At 43.7% G+C, this 15,663-nt stretch carries 17 protein-coding genes; all 17 read right to left on the bottom strand.

Going from position 1 to position 15,663, the window contains the following annotated elements:
* Positions 1–10: 10 nt before the first annotated feature.
* The 17 genes from OGY01_RS03345 to OGY01_RS03265 all read right to left on the bottom strand — a co-directional run bounded on the left by OGY01_RS03345 (position 11) and on the right by OGY01_RS03265 (position 15,302).
* Positions 11–724 (bottom strand): ABC transporter ATP-binding protein, encoded by a 714-nt coding sequence (locus tag OGY01_RS03345; protein ID WP_286492413.1) that lies wholly within the window; start codon positions 722–724, stop codon positions 11–13.
* A complete protein-coding gene (locus tag OGY01_RS03340) occupies positions 721–1,548 on the bottom strand; it encodes an ABC transporter permease (protein ID WP_286492412.1) in 828 nt (275 codons plus the stop codon). The genes OGY01_RS03345 and OGY01_RS03340 overlap by 4 nt, the downstream gene beginning before the upstream one ends.
* The gene (locus OGY01_RS03335) at positions 1,549–2,565 is read right to left on the bottom strand and encodes a WavE lipopolysaccharide synthesis family protein (protein WP_286492410.1); all 1,017 of its coding nucleotides are present in this window, start codon (positions 2,563–2,565) and stop codon (positions 1,549–1,551) included.
* Positions 2,565–3,047, bottom strand: a complete 483-nt coding sequence (locus tag OGY01_RS03330) for a hypothetical protein (RefSeq protein ID WP_045445312.1) — start codon at positions 3,045–3,047, stop codon at positions 2,565–2,567. Before OGY01_RS03330 ends, OGY01_RS03335 begins: the two co-directional genes overlap by 1 nt.
* Positions 3,044–4,753 carry a hypothetical protein gene (locus OGY01_RS03325; protein ID WP_286492408.1) on the bottom strand — a complete coding sequence of 570 codons (1,710 nt, stop codon included), beginning with the start codon at positions 4,751–4,753 and terminating at the stop codon, positions 3,044–3,046. Before OGY01_RS03325 ends, OGY01_RS03330 begins: the two co-directional genes overlap by 4 nt.
* Positions 4,750–5,547 (bottom strand): glycosyltransferase family 2 protein, encoded by a 798-nt coding sequence (locus tag OGY01_RS03320; protein WP_223307005.1) that lies wholly within the window; start codon positions 5,545–5,547, stop codon positions 4,750–4,752. The genes OGY01_RS03325 and OGY01_RS03320 overlap by 4 nt, the downstream gene beginning before the upstream one ends.
* Positions 5,525–5,884 (bottom strand): cupin domain-containing protein, encoded by a 360-nt coding sequence (locus OGY01_RS03315; RefSeq protein WP_286492407.1) that lies wholly within the window; start codon positions 5,882–5,884, stop codon positions 5,525–5,527. Before OGY01_RS03315 ends, OGY01_RS03320 begins: the two co-directional genes overlap by 23 nt.
* On the bottom strand, positions 5,884–7,545 hold the full coding sequence (locus OGY01_RS03310) for an O-antigen ligase family protein (protein WP_286492406.1): 1,662 nt from the start codon (positions 7,543–7,545) through the stop codon (positions 5,884–5,886). The genes OGY01_RS03315 and OGY01_RS03310 overlap by 1 nt, the downstream gene beginning before the upstream one ends.
* Before the next feature lie 252 nt (positions 7,546–7,797).
* Entirely contained in the window at positions 7,798–8,637 is an 840-nt protein-coding gene (locus tag OGY01_RS03305) for an MrpH family fimbial adhesin (protein ID WP_286492405.1), read from the bottom strand.
* 20 nt (positions 8,638–8,657) lie between these two features.
* Positions 8,658–9,182, bottom strand: a complete 525-nt coding sequence (locus tag OGY01_RS03300) for a fimbrial protein (protein ID WP_200010145.1) — start codon at positions 9,180–9,182, stop codon at positions 8,658–8,660.
* A gap of 7 nt (positions 9,183–9,189) precedes the next feature.
* Positions 9,190–9,678 carry a fimbrial protein gene (locus OGY01_RS03295; protein WP_225761192.1) on the bottom strand — a complete coding sequence of 163 codons (489 nt, stop codon included), beginning with the start codon at positions 9,676–9,678 and terminating at the stop codon, positions 9,190–9,192.
* A complete protein-coding gene (locus tag OGY01_RS03290) occupies positions 9,675–10,160 on the bottom strand; it encodes a fimbrial protein (RefSeq protein WP_144243077.1) in 486 nt (161 codons plus the stop codon). Before OGY01_RS03290 ends, OGY01_RS03295 begins: the two co-directional genes overlap by 4 nt.
* 101 nt (positions 10,161–10,261) lie before the next feature.
* Positions 10,262–10,756, bottom strand: coding sequence for a fimbrial protein (locus OGY01_RS03285; protein ID WP_200010147.1), 495 nt, complete (start codon positions 10,754–10,756; stop codon positions 10,262–10,264).
* Between the two features lie 18 nt (positions 10,757–10,774).
* Positions 10,775–11,509 carry a fimbria/pilus periplasmic chaperone gene (locus tag OGY01_RS03280; protein ID WP_200010149.1) on the bottom strand — a complete coding sequence of 245 codons (735 nt, stop codon included), beginning with the start codon at positions 11,507–11,509 and terminating at the stop codon, positions 10,775–10,777.
* Between the two features lie 60 nt (positions 11,510–11,569).
* Positions 11,570–14,074 (bottom strand): outer membrane usher protein, encoded by a 2,505-nt coding sequence (locus OGY01_RS03275; RefSeq protein ID WP_286492404.1) that lies wholly within the window; start codon positions 14,072–14,074, stop codon positions 11,570–11,572.
* A gap of 47 nt (positions 14,075–14,121) precedes the next feature.
* On the bottom strand, positions 14,122–14,673 hold the full coding sequence (locus tag OGY01_RS03270; protein WP_286492403.1) for a fimbrial protein: 552 nt from the start codon (positions 14,671–14,673) through the stop codon (positions 14,122–14,124).
* Positions 14,674–14,750: 77 nt separating this feature from the next.
* Positions 14,751–15,302 (bottom strand): fimbrial protein, encoded by a 552-nt coding sequence (locus OGY01_RS03265; protein WP_225761196.1) that lies wholly within the window; start codon positions 15,300–15,302, stop codon positions 14,751–14,753.
* Positions 15,303–15,663: the final 361 nt, after the last annotated feature.

The raw sequence follows: 15,663 nt of genomic DNA, 5'->3' as shown, positions 1-15,663 counted from the left end.
CTTAATCTCTTTATAACGTTGAGTAATATTTCAAAGCGTCAGATAAGGAGCCATCATGTAGCAGATATCCCTTCTCAAGGACCAGACCCCGCTGACATACTGCACGTAATTGCTCAGCATCATGACTGACTAACACTAAGGTTCCCCCTTCCTGCTGGAAGCTTTTTACCTTCTCAAGACAACGTTTTTGGAACTGCATATCCCCTACGGCCAGCGCTTCATCAATAACCAGAATATCGCAGTCCAAATGGATACCAACCGAAAATGCTAGACGTAAAAACATCCCTGAAGAATATGTTCTCACTGGTTGGTAAAGTGCATCATTAATGTCTGCGAATTCGACAATCTCTTTGATTTTTTTTTGCGTTTCCGATTTACGCATACCTAAAATTGCCCCTGCCAAGAAAATGTTCTCCTGGCCACTCAGGTCATGATGAAATCCAGCACCAACCTCCAAAAGAGAGGCCAGACGTCCGCGAACAAAAATGCGTCCTGACGAAGGGCGAGTCACACGCGTCAGGAGTTTTAACAAGGTTGATTTACCTGAACCATTTCGTCCCAGGACACCTAAAGACTCACCCTGCACCAGATTAAAGCTGACGCGGGTTAACGCATTACAATACTCATGCTCGTTATTGCGCTGGAACGCCAGTGCCGTACGCAGCGAGTTTCCTTGTAACTGATGTCGGAGATAACATTTACTGACATTTTCGAATCTGATCATTCTCTGTCCACAATTAATGCTTCATAGTGATTAAAACAAAAATAACCCGCCAGAATGATTAATCCGCACCCCGAAAAACTGATAATCAACAAGATAAAGGAAGGACAAGCCCCGCCAAGTAAGACATAACGAAAAAGAGAAATAATACCGCTCAATGGGTTCAATACTGTCAGAAAGTAAAAACGTTCAGGCAGTAAACCAGGCGTCCAGACAACAGGTGTTGCGTAAAACAAACACTGAGTTAACAGGGGGATAATATGGCGAAAATCGCGAAAACGAGTTCTCAGTATCGCCATCAAACACCCTACTCCCCACCCGGTTAGCACCATCACCCCACTACAAATAAACAATAATGGCAATTGATAGACAGACCAGTCAGTCCCTAAAAAAGGGAGCAAACAAATTAACCAGAACATAGTAATGAGAAAATCAATACTGTTAACACCTATGCAAGAAAATGTCAGTGCAACCCGCGGGAAATACACTTTCTTAACCAATTGTATATTATTAATAAGAGATTCGGATACGGCATTAAGCGTGGAGGCAAACAGCATCCATAAAATCAACCCACATAACAGCACCCAGCTATAAGATACTTGATATTCTGGTGGTGAAAACCGTACCATCACCCCAAAAATAGCGTAATACATTGCCATATTCATGGCTGGATTTAAAAAAGCCCATAGCCATCCCAACAGAGTCTGGCTATAACGAACGGATAAATCACGTATTATTAGTTGTACAATCAGGTGCCTCGACTGCCAGACCTCATATATCGTCGCTCTCCTTTTTACATCAGAAATAAAGCCATTAACGATACTCATCTATTCGCTCCGATGAATAAAGACAGATAAGACTACGCGACGTATTGCTTCGCAGCAAAGCAACCTTGCACGTATAATATATCCCCAACGCCATACCCGTGTTATAAGATAACTGACAAGCGCTCGAGGAGTAAATGCCTTCACTCCATTATAGCGTTTATATAAACGTAACCATCGTGAATAAGAATAAACACTGAAGGCACCTCGCCATTTATATTTTCTCTGAAACTTAGGCCAACGCAACCCAAGGTGTTCAGGATTAAAAGCGATAAAATTTGCCAGAAAATATTGTTCCGAAAGAGATATTAATTGTTCCGAGCGCTGGGAATTGCCATCAAAAACAGATTTACCCGTAACTTTTTTAATGGCATGAACCCACAGCCATTGCTCAGGTACATAACGCCATGCGCACCACAGGCCCCCAGGAAATATAGTGGGCATGAAGAGATCTTGAGTGGCTAGTGGTGAATTAAAAAATACTTTAATATCTTCCGTGCGTCCTGCAAGAAAAATATCACCCGGATGAAACAGAAAAGGTAGGCTCCCTCTGGCATCACGAGCGATCCAACTGGCAGTAATAACGCGCTGAGAAAATACACTAAACGTATTATCACGAATGAAGCCATCATCCGCAGCAACATGCTGTTCCAGTAACCTCACAATAGATCGATCGGTGAGATAACAGTCAGTACGTAGCTTAATTACCAGTTCCCGGGTTGCAGCATTCAACCCCGCGCGAGTAGAAACTAGCTGGCGATTAACATTTGTCAAATGCTTACCTGCTGACTCCCAGCCGATAATGGGACCAGGATCGTCACTGAGAACCAACGTAATATCCATATGTGATAACAAGTCGGCGAGAAACTCGTTCCCGGCATCAGCCATATCCCAGGATGAAACAATAATTTCAGCTAAAGGAAATGTATCCCGCACTCGTTGCAGCTGCCATAAAAACTGCTCAAGAGTTTGTTCTTTAGTTTGCACAGGCCCCTGAATAACGAGGCTTAGTTGTTTCATTACATTTTCCTGAATAAGCGGGATACAAATTGTACGGCTCTATTTTGAATAAAAAACCCATTGCCATAGGCTATTATTTTCAAAACACTTAAGAGGAGCAGCCGACGCAATGGTAATGGTGTATCAGAAACAAAATTCAACCAGTTTACCCACGCAGCATACCGATGAGAGATCATTTCGCCTGTGAGAATGAGATCCACTTGCTGTGTATTGCGCGCGACCGCATTGATATAATGGAGACACATTGGCCAAATCTTTTCTGGTGCTTCCTGCATCCCATTCTGATAAATAATGAAAACCAGCGGATATGTAGGCCCGGCTTCCGTCATTTCTCTGGTTTCAACTATCCGGTCATCACACAGTGTAATCCAGACAGTACAAGTATCATTAATGCCAGATAATGATGACAGCGCTTCGCTATTTCCTTCTGCCCATGAATGTACGGTGGTAAGCGGTGCATTCAGTACATTAATTTGTGTCATACAACACCTCTGCGATTGCGTAAGATACGCCAGAGCTGCAGTAACGATATAGGGAAAGCCGTATGTCGACTAAAGAACTTCAACCAGACTGCGGCAATGAATGTTCCTATAAATTTATTGATCCCTGTTTTTTCTTGAGTTTTATCGGGCATAATGAAAGGTGAAGAGAAAAAATTATTAAATAACTGGCGCGTCAGGCTAATATGCTTAAGGAAAAAAAGCTTTTTATCCGCGACACTTGCTGCACTATTCAGTACAAACTGAAATGATTCTCTCGAGACCGGATCATAAGATTCACATAAAACCTCCTTGAACCAATCTTCTACCAGATGTTTGGTATTACCTTGCGTTTGCCACAATAATTTTGCTATCAGACAAAAGCGACGCACTCCAGTTAAGGGACGATGTTCTATCTGACGAACCAGAATATCGCTTCCCGTATAGCGTTGAGCAAAAGCCGCGAGACGCTTTATCCCTTCCTGATGAGTAATATCCAGTGCAGGTTTGCGTGTAAACCCCCACCATTCCATTGGAGATCGTTCTTGTCTGATACAACCATTTTTCACCACTCCAGATAGCACGCCATATCCATGCATTATGCTGCGATAGCGCTGCGATTCTGTCAGTGAATAAGGATTTACACGAGAAGGTATACCAGCTACTGCCGCTTGAATTCCCTGCTCTACGTCTTCAAACTCCCCCCAGAACAGGTTCTCATTCTGTGGCAGGCAATGCCAAACGCTTCGCTTACACAAATAGAGGCTGCCGGTCAGATAATCATGACCAAAATGAGAGCGAACGGGATGTTGCGCCGCCATTTTCATCGGGTTAAATTCTTTAATTTCTGTGCGACGTAAACGCTCAGCTTTTATTAAAGCCTCAGGTACTGACGATATCGTACCAAAGTCGGAATAACGACGCGGTGTAGCCTGCCACTGATCAGCAAACCAGAATGACTGAAAACCAACGAAGGGATAATTATCACCAAAACGCTTGATTGCGTCTTTGAAGTTAACGGGCAACAGAACACGATCGTGAAGAATACATAAATTAGGTAAAGTAGCCGCTTTTACCAGCATATTTTTCTTTTTGGTAATATGTATTGGATATTCGGGTAATGCTTCACCAATAATTTTCACTTTACTAAAATAGCTAAAGTCTTCAGGTACCTGACCACAAAGAATGATCTCTTGTTGCTCCACCCCCAAAGAGAGAATCCGTTCCACACAAGCATTTAACATGTCTGCATCGGTGCCACCAACCGGAATACAGAAACTCCAGGCATCCAGACCACGATCATTTTCGGCTGGTAATAGACTCTTTTTTTGGAAACAACGAATACCCGGGATTGCTGATGTGATCTCAACGAATCTATTTTTATAATAGGACCTGGAGAGTAATTCCCCTACGCCTTCCGATTCAAGTAAATAGAGACAACCACCCACAGGAATAAGATGTGCAGTATCCCATAGTAACTGAGCCGCCAATGGGGAAAAATCCCAGTGTGAACAAACAACATTAGCGGTAGTAATGTCTAAAAAGCGCTCTACTGCTGTCAGTTTATGTACTGGAGCACTCTTAACCCGCGCAAATGTAATGACGGTTGTATTCTCAGGAAGTCGGGAAAAAAAGCGTTCAGGATCCTGCAATACCCGGCATACAGGCCAACGTAATCCTCTCCGGTGTACGCAGGCAATAAGTCTCATACCGTTGCCTCACATTTCTCCAGGGCATTTTTCAGGGCCTTACTCTTCATAAATTGCGCAAGATCTTCAGGTGTACCCAGACCATGCATCCCTTTCCCATTGCAGCCAATATTATAAGTACCGATACGAAATAACCCTTCACGATACATATGGGTATACACAGGGGCGACATAAAATTCCCCCTGGCTGCGTTCATTGCGTGCAACCATCGATCGCGCCAGACGGCAGAAATCACGACCAGAGCGAAAATTATAGATACCAACAGTCGCCTCACTGGAAACAACTTCTTTTTCGACGACCTGAGATACCCACCCTTCTTCATCATAATTAACATACGACCAACGAGAATCAGTTGCCGACATTGTCATAATAAAGCCATCGAGGTCGCGGCGTTCGATTTCTGCTAAATAGTCGTCAATATTGATATTTACCCACTGATCGGAATTGGCAATCATCAAAGGGGAACTGTTATCAATTAACGCTGCGGCACTCAAAACAGAGCAAAGTGCGCCATCAGTAATATCAGCGACGCTGATAACCAGAGAGTCTGGAGCCAGACTTTCCAGACGCGCAGCAAAATCATAGCGTTCCAGATGTGCTTGCTGACAAATGAAAATAAACCGGTGCGGGCAGCTCGGGCGTAAATTATTAATAACCAGTTCAATCATCGGCACACCGGCAATGGAGATGAAGGGTTTTGGATCGGTAAAACCCACCTGCGCAAACCGGCTACCACGACCAGCCATTGGAATCACAATATTCAGCATCACATTAACTCTTAAAATATTTGTCATTAAGCGCACCGGGATGTTTTATTACCACGGTAATACACGCTTCCAGAGCCTCGAATGCACTGGCGGTTCCAGGTGCCAGAGTGATAATATCGCCTGCCTTCAGTTCCCTGTCAGCCATCCGTGCTCGTCCCTGTAGCAGCAATGTTATTTCTGTAGCAATCCGGTGGACATGCGCCTTTTCAACCACTCCAGCAGGAAAATGTTTTACAGCAACTTCAACATCATTCGTCGAATAAGCAGCAGGTGTAAATGCACCAATAAACCAGCCGCCAACCATTTCATCCAGATGAGTAATTTGCACCGCTGATACGGGTTGTAGCGCTTTGGACTCATTCATTATTGTGGTTTCCCTTGCATTACAGCTGTTGTACATGAAAAGCGAGTATCCTGTGGAAAACTCAAACAACCACGATAATTCCAGTATTGCGCTTGTGGTGAATTATTAAAATACAAGGCAATTTTTCTCATTGAGTCCATCATGTTTGAATCGTTATGCCACTTCAGCCACTCTCCGGCCTGAGACTGAAACTGTATAAGTAACGAGACATCAGAATTAATATTGAAAAGCGCCAGGTCGCTAGCTGCCCGATCAAACAACAAATGGTCTGCCTGTGCATAATCATTACCAGAAACGGCCAATAATGAAGGATCGCTTAACCAAAAATCCTCTGCCTGACGCAGTTGTTTAGCAGACTGCAGTGCGGTCACCATAAATAGGGTGCCTGACAGACAGAGAACATAACTTGCTGCCTGTATTCCCAGGCGTAATGGAAATGAAGGTTGCCAGCGTTTCTCACTGTTTTTGATCGTCACTGGAAGTGCCAGCCACAGCAATATAACCAATAACACGCAATGTACAGCAGATAAATACAAGGGATACTCCGTCATAATATGTAGCAACAGAGGTAATAGTAATGCCCCACGCGAGCAGACATTACGTGCTTTAATTGCCCGAAACGGCGCAATCACAAGAGACAACCAAAGTAAGATCCCTGTTAATGCCAGTATTCCGCCTTCGCACCAGACATAAATTAATTCGTTATGTGGGTAACGAACCGTCACAGTGAAAGGATTGGTTATTCCCTCACTGGCCAAAGCCTTGGGGAAAGCAGTTTCAAAAGAAGAAAGTCCGCTCCCCTTAAAAATATGCGAATAAATCAGCGCCATCCCGCCTTTGAGTAAAGTGAAACGTTCAGCATCAGAATGCTGGCGATTCCAGGCTGTTCTCAAGTCGATATCACGAGGACGCTCGTCGTAGTTTGTCCCCGTTAAATTCCCCATAGCGGTATCTAGTGTTTGCGGTAACAGCTTGACGCGTTGATTGAGAGTTGCCTCACCCACGAATGACCCCAGCAAAATCACCACCAAAACCGCAAGGATAAAAGGCTTCTTGCGATTAAAAATGCACATCAAAACACCACCTGCTATGGCACTGAGCAGCGCTGAACGGGACTGCGTAATAATGACACCGGCACACAACAGCACAGAACACAGCATGGATGCTTTGCGCAAACCTGGCGTCAGTCCTGAAGACATTAGCCACAGTGCACACAGGAAAGCGGTTGCTAAAAAAGAACCTAACAGATTGATTTGCAGAAACGTGCCTGCAGGACGGCCATTTTGGCCGGCAAAGGAATACTCCGTCCAGGCAGCAGCATTTTCCGGTACCAGAATTTGCCAACAGGAAATCCCTGTTTGAATAATCCCTGCTGCAATAATAATCATATAAATACACTGCCGTTCGCGTCCCCGCAGGGGAAACTGTAAAAGTAGCCCCATTAGCAGGGCCATTGCCCAGATCCCCCCCAAACGGGTAAGTGATTCTCCCCATGAACTCATTGGTGTCCATGCCAGTGGTACACTCATCAGGATCGCGCCCGCGAGCAGAAGTACCAAAGGCAGACTCCCCTTAATATTCTTACGCCATAGCAGAATTGAAAGAGCCGCTCCCCACAGAGCTACCCAGATCCAGACCAGAATATTGAGCGTGATATCCATTCCGTATCCAGAGAGCGTTTTCCATGGCCATGATAAAATTCCGACAAAAAGAATAAATAGCATCAGTAGGGAAAATTTTACAATCGTGCGAGAGTTCATACTGGCTCACAGTAATAAAAAACAATATTAATAAATAATAAAGATGCGATAGCCCTATATGCTACAGGATATCCGCACCCGCAAACAGAATCTATATAATCATCAGGCCATGATATAAAAAGATAATTATTAACACTTCAGAAACAAATAGAGTTAATATGGCTCCATTATCAACACACTGCTTCCATAATAAACGCCAGTGGCGTTAATATCAGATAACCTACTACTCACTGGCAGGTCATTATTTCCAGCTTTTAGAGAAATAGGAATATTACGAGTACTATTAAGCGCCTTATTATCAACAGAAATAAATGCTCTGCCAGATGGAGTTAAATTAATCGACTCAGATTCAAAGCCACCTGTATCCGTATTCATCAGGTTAAATGTCACCTGCATATCGGCAGTACAACTCACTCGAAGATTTGCCGTTTTATCAGCTATGTCGTCATATTTAGCATCTTCCAACGTAGCTACCCCGTGATCGAATACCAGTTCTGGCGTTACTATCTTGCACCACTCTTGTGCAGGGGGTACTCCTACACACCCTGCAGGCGCTTTAATCGAAGCCGAGCTCATATTCGGGTCTAAAGACGGAGTAAAGAAATAGCCTATACAATCCTGGCCCGGTTTTAACGGTTCGGATACCGACGGTGAAATAAACGTAGTGATACCTTGTTGACTATTGTATGCTTCCAGCGCTGATTCGCTGTAACTTTTGCTACTCGATGTTCTTACATAACCCGGCATCACTAATGTCTGAGGGTTACTATCATAGACATATTTTGGATGCTTCATTGCCAAAGTTGCATACATATAGCCCGCAGGCGGTATCGCATCAATCGCAGGGTCCGGGTAATTAATTAAATGCTGAGTAATATGGTAAACCAGATGCTCAGCGTCCTGTGTATCAGTAGTGATAGAACTTATCACCGGGTATTGGCTTGCCGTCGCTGAAGAGATAATTAACAACAGGCTGGATAGTAAATAGCGCATTTAAACCTCGACGATAATATTTATTGGTAACCCAGAACAAAGGTGGCTGTCGCCGAAAATTCACCGACAACAAGGGCTTTATTAGCCATCGCTGTCGGCGTAGCCTGGACAAACGCCTGAAAATTTAAATCGTTATTTCCCGGTATCAGGTTAGCGTAGGGACTCGCCGTACTCAAAGGCAGTAATGTCCCATCATCGCCTTCAATACCAATCGCAATACCCTTTGCCGTACTGGCAGGATCTATCGCCAGCAAACCCGGTAACTCTGTTTCTTCTGTTCCCTGAAACGTAACGCTGACCGTCGACAATACAGAAGGATCGCAATCTGCCAAATGAATCGTAAACGCACTGCTATCAGTACGCTCGTGCGCGTAGAGATCTTTATCCACCACGGTCCCGAAATTAAGCGGAATATTGTCACTACCGTCAGGCAGCGTACATGGTTCCGAAACCAGCGCCCCTGAAAGATGGACATTGCCATCAGCATAGAGCGGATTGTATTTCAACAGTAAAAGCACACTGAACAGAAGAATATTGAGCTTCATGGCTTACCTATATGTAATCCGTGCGTAGAGTCATGAAAGCTTCGAAGGCGCCCTCCTCCAGCGTAATAGCGGGATCTTTAACCGGAGCGACACTGATAACCGGCGGGGATGTGGGATCGTCGACAGCAATTGGTTGGGCAAAAGTAACTGGTTGCGTGCCGATCATCACCTTGATGCCAAGCCCGTTTTTGTCAGTTGCAACTGCCGACGGATCAAAAATGGTTGGACTCGTCGTCTCGATAACGATCGCCAACTGGTTAGCCACATAATCCTCGTCACAGTCCACCGTATAATCAACAGTCTTGGTATAATTCACGCCGTCAATTTTATTGACCCCCAGATCCTCACCAAAATCAACTTCTACCTTTGCGCCCTTACTGATGGTACAAGGGGGCATCACCAGGGTCCCGCTGAAAAACATATTAGGGCCAGCGGCCTGAGCCATTCCCCAGGGCTGGAGAACAAAGAATAATAAGAGTAACAGAGAAAATTTCATGGGTAGTCTACCGTCATTGTTGCTGATGCGCTGAATTGGCCTGTAGGCAGGTGTGAACCAGGTTCCTGAATCAACAATGCTGACAGAACAGGCTGGCTACCTGCAGTAAAAGGCAGACTCTTGTTAAGCGGAAAATCTGCACCATCATGTTTTAGCTTAATCGCCAGCTCTGGAATTGATGTTTCGAGGCTTCCGCCATACTGATCGAAATCAACAATTGTCCCTGATATTTCCATGCTTAAATTGCTCGTGGAGCCAGCATTACTGCAGTCCAAGGTGTAAGTAATATCTTTCGTTACCAGACCAGCAGAGACATCTGTTGTAATAACATTATCACCGAAATCAACATTAATCTGCTGGTTGCCATTAATTTCACAAGGTTCTGATATTAATGCACCAGTAAAGTGTACATTATTATCAGCATTCACCACACCGCCCCTTGCACAAAGCGCTATACCGAACAGCCAAATATTTATTTTCACTTATCGCCTACATTTATTGGTGACACAAATAAAGGATTCTGATCCTCAGTTAAATATCAGAAACTGGTACCTGCTTTTACTTACCAACATGGTGAATCGTATTATGGATAATAGACTACCATTGTTGCCTCAGCGGTGAATTCACCCGTCTGCAACTCATGATTCGGTGCCTTAATTAAGGTAGCCGTCAACTTAGGATAAGGACCACCGGAATTAATAGTCAAATCTGTATTTAATGGAAAATCCACACCATCCGCCTTTATCTTTATTGCGAGATAATTTAGTGATGTCTGCACGCTACCCTTATCAAATCCTTGCGCGTAACCATTAATATACATATTAACAGGCACCGACGACGGATTTGCATCATAACACTGCAGCGTGTACTCAATGTCTTTTACGGCCAAACCTGCCGCGACATCTGTCACAGCAACATGATCGCTAAAATCCACGTTGATCGGTTTGTTTTCATTCACCACACATGCCGGTTCTACAACTTTAACCGAAACCGTTATCATTGTGGTATATCGATCCGCATACGCCGAGTTCATTATTAAAAAGACAATAAAAATTACAACGAGTCGAATTTTCTCCATAACTCCCTTCTGTGGCATTTATTTCAATAATTTTGCCGGGCATGTATTTCCACTGCAGGTATACTGAATTTGCGGACGTCCACCGTAATCATTAATATAGGTCAATACCGGATGGTTTCCCAACTCACTGGCCGATGCTTCCAGCGTTGCCTGTCCATGTGGATCAATCATTGTTGGTTTAAATTTAACCGTTTTCCCTTTTACACCAGGTTGAGCAATAACCACTGTCAAAAAATAAGGACTGGGGTTATTCAAAATAAATTTGTCCCCCTGACGCTGCAGAGTTGTGCTCTCTACCCAATCACCATCCGCTGCCTGGGTTTTATCCATGGCGATCGCTTTTGGTCGGTAAAAAAGCTTAATTCTGGTTTGCAACGCAATTTGCAATGTATTCGGTGTTTTACTGCGCGGCGGTATTTCACGCAGATTAAAATAGAACAGCGACTCCCGATCCTGGGGTAATTGTGCCAATGCAGGAGAGGCTTGAATTTTTACCTGACTTTTCGCACCAGGTTCCACACGCTGAACAGGAGGTAACACAATTAAAGGAGAAGAAATCTTTTTCCCTTGCCGATCTTCAATCCATGCCTGAGCCAGGTAAGGTTGGTTTTTATTTTCATTGCTAATACTCAGGCTGATGGATTTATCATCACCATTAATAATCGCCCGGGTTCGATCCAGTGAAATAGCCGCATTGACATATGATGACAGCATTGAACAGGCGATACCCGTTAACGTAACGGCAAAATACATTCTACATCTTGATCTCTTCATCTTCTCAACCCAATTTAAATTAACGAAATTTATTTATCTCTAATGGATACACGGTAGAAGCAATGTATCGGTAAGATCCAATTGCCCCAGTTTTTCCGGAATCACTACTTTACAACTGTCGTCCTCACTCCATACTACCTGCAGGCTGGCTCCTGGGTTTAAACCACTCAGATAAACCTGACCATCTCCGCCAACAATACCAACTTCCTGATTCCCGTCATTGTGTACACTGGCACCAAAGGGTGGAAAACTACCATCGACAAGGCGTATAACAGCCAATGCTTTCATACCCGATATCACGTTAAATTTGCGATACCCAATTGCCCCTTCAGTCAATGTTGCCGATGCAACAGAATACGTCGCTTCCGCATCATCCGGCATATTGTCGATATCGATACTTAAATTATTTTTGATATATTGTGTAACATCTGTAATAACCGCTTTCCCAAAATGGTTCGTTAATACCGTATCGCCATAACCATGGACGGGGACATTTGCAGCATCGACGGTATCGACCAGTACACGGGTAGCACCAAGTGAATTCACTCTGTGCAACGCAGCGCCTTTGGCTGTGGCAGTAATGCCTCCCCGCAACGTTAAGCCAGCCGAACGATACTGATTTTGCTCATAATCCAGGTTTGCAGTGACATCTGATAAATCTCCAGAATGATCATAATAGCCACTCACATTCATCCCTTCGTTACCACTCCCGGTAGCAATCTGGTAATTATCGCCATTTTCCAGACGGTCATAATAGCCAATGCGATGCGAGTTACTCGAATCACTAAACGTTGAGTTATAACTTACGGTTGCGGTGTCGCCCCACGGTATTGACGCCGATATATAAGCGCCATCGTCATTATTGCCTTCAAATTTATTCCGATATGCCGTCAATGAAATATTAATATTCTTCCACTTATCCATATCAAAAAAACGCGACAACGAGAGATTATAGCGATCTTCTTCCGGGCTATTCCAGTAAGTCTGGTGTGAATAGTTCACATACAGACTCGTTCCTGAATCAACAAACTGCTGGCTAAACGTCACCGTATACATTTCTTTATCTTCCTGAAATGCATCCGTTGTTGATACATAATTAAGAAAATCGCTAAAACTCATGAAATCTTTTTCTGCAAAACGATATCCCGCAAAGGTGATCTCGCTCCCTGTGTCGTCAAATCGTTTCGAATAACTCAGGCGATAGGAACGCCCTATTTTATCTTCGCTTTGATAGTTATTTAGCCTGGCATCTGCACGTGTAACATCAAATGAGAGCGCCCCCAACATCATAAGATCTCGCCCGACGCCAACAGCCAGTGAACGATAGCTATCACTAACTGTGGATCCTCCATAAAGCGACCATCCGTTATTAATCCCCCATGACATTTCACCAGAACTGAAAGTTTCACCTGCTGCCTGGTGACTTTCATTGGTCGGTCGACCTGAAAAAACCTTGAAACGGATACTTCCAGGGCGTGTCAAATAGGGTATTGATGCGGTACTGACTTTATATTGCTGCACCGATCCATCCTGTTCCTGAACGCGCACATCCAGCGTTCCTGATACAGCGCTGTTTAAATCTTGTATTGAAAAAGGGCCGGCAGCGACCTGCGTTTCATAAATAATTCGCCCCTGTTGTGAAATAGTCACCTTGGCGTTCGTTTTTGCCACACCAGAGACTTCTGGCGCATAGCCACGTAAATTGGGTGGCAGCATATTGTCATCAGATATCATACTGGCGCCAACAAAGCGAAAACTGTCAAACAGATCAGAATTCATATAGTCCTCACCTAATGTCAGCTTAGCGCCTAATTTAGGCATAGCACGATAGACATAGCTGCGATCCCATGCCCATTTTTTTCTTCCGCTATTTCCGCTTGAACCGCTAGCGTAATTCGTCTGCCAGTCTGCGCGTGCTCGCCATGCCCCAATATTTAATCCACTCGTTCCGTTACCCGACAACGTACGATCGGTGCTACCTTCACTCTCCTGTGTATTGCTCTGAAAGTTGAGGTTGTAATCTGTTAGCAACCCAGGAATTCCTTCATCCCACATACTGATTGGTACCCAGTCGTTGGAAACATACTCCAGATAGACCTGGGGAATACTGATATTCAACACCCCAGCCCCCATATCAGGGATGACAATTACGCCTTCCAGCGAAGTAATATCAGCACATTGCCCCTGGTGCCACATGTTAATTTTTTGTAAGAACTCTTCTTTTAGTCCGAATTGTTTCACCAGTTCACTACTGAAACAAGCTTCTGTCTCTTTTTTATCATCATCTTTGGTATAAACAGATATAGGCTGTTCATCTATTTCATTCTGATTGATTTTTAACTTAAAGCTGTAATCTCCCGGCATAATATACCCGCTGCTTTCAAAACGACTGAAGTCGATGTTTTTTTTATCATTAACGTCCAGAATATCAGTATTGAAATCAACATAATCAGCCGCGTATACACCGCACTGTAAAAAAACAAAAGACAAGCACACACCAAAAAATATGCGCCTGGTTAACGGCAACATTATAGAGCTATACATTCCAGTTCCATCGTTGTCAGTTATTCTTGCGAATGATTTATAAAAAACTAAAAGTAACTCACCTTATATTCAACGATAAATGAAGAAGGTATCAATGGCAGGTTATCCGCAGGGCCAAAGACATTTCTCTCTTTAAACGATAAGGCATAGTCAAGACGCATATCTGTATTGCTTACTTTTGTGTAATTACCAACCTTTTCACCCTTATTACTTGCTCGCATACCTTTATTTAATAATTGCAAGATAATGTTTCCCGCGTTGGCATCCGGTTCAGCAAAATTGTCTGCATCAACGCTATCTACCGTAACGCGGAAATACTGCCATGGCGTATCATTTTTTGAGTTAACATCAAATACGCAATGATCGAGATGAATAGAGAATCGCTCTGAAAGAGTTTTTTTATTATATTCCAGCTGTTTTTCAATTAACTCCCCCATATCAATCTGCTGTTCCCCTCCTGCCATGAAAATATTACATGCCCGTGCTTTAATAACCCCATGAAAATGCATTCTGTTATACCGGACGCTGCCCGCAGTAACGATAGAGCAATATGCTAAGAGAAAAATAAAAATACAGGTATAACGTATTATTCCAATCATGAACTCACTTCAGCAAATTGACCACCATACGCCCGCACAGGCGGGCGTACAGTAACAGGCACTATACCAGGGAATGATTAATTATAAGCCAGGGTGAAGTCTGCAATCGCAGTGAATTCCCCAGGGACTATGGTGGCAGAGGCACCATCACCCTGCAGGTACGCAGAGAACAACAGGCTATTGTTACCATCCTGAATGCCCTGAGGATCTGTCGCAGTACCTAAGGCAATAGGTTTGCCCGCACCATCAGTTAATACAATACCCGCACCGGAAGCCGTACCTGTGATACCCAGGCGTGCGCCATCGGGATCGTTTGCATCAGTTGCGCCAGTAAACGTTGTAGATACAGTACTATTACCGGGACCGGTATCGCAATTTTGCAGATTAATGGTGAAATTCACCGGTGTTGATCTTCCCGAGTTATCATCCGCCTCCAACGCCGCATTGGAGATTTCCCCCAGATAAACATCCTGCTTATCATTCGCAATAGAACACGCTGCAGAAATAATTGACCCCGTAAAGGTGACAGAACCATGGCCCGAATCAGTTGGTGCTGGCGTGGCCGCCTGTGCGAATGAAGACAGAGTGCCAGCCAGAATAACCACCGCTGCAATTTTTGTTAATTTCATTTATTCCGTTCCTAAAATAAAATGACTTAATATTGAATATATAAGCGCAACGGCAGGTGTCTTGAGAAACATCGACATATATAGAGTATCTACTCATGACATTTTTTATAGCACCAGCGCGTTACCGTAAGATTATCAGCTCAACGAACTTTAGAGCGCAATTCAAATAAACAATCATGAGAATAAATAAACAAAAACAACAAAAACATAACAAATAAAATTTAATTAAATTATTTATTTGTATAAAGCAATCAATAATCATTCATCAGCGTTATCATGGTGCCAGTAAACTCACGGCGAGTATAATACCAGACGTTATTATTTGCACAGCGTTTTCCAGTAATTTTACGCTCAGCAACGC

Source organism: Citrobacter sp. Cm038 (assembly GCF_030333105.1).
In the GTDB taxonomy this organism is placed as follows: domain Bacteria; phylum Pseudomonadota; class Gammaproteobacteria; order Enterobacterales; family Enterobacteriaceae; genus Citrobacter; species Citrobacter murliniae.
Note: the sequence above shows the minus strand (reverse complement) of the source record. Positions and strands in the feature narration are given on the sequence as shown.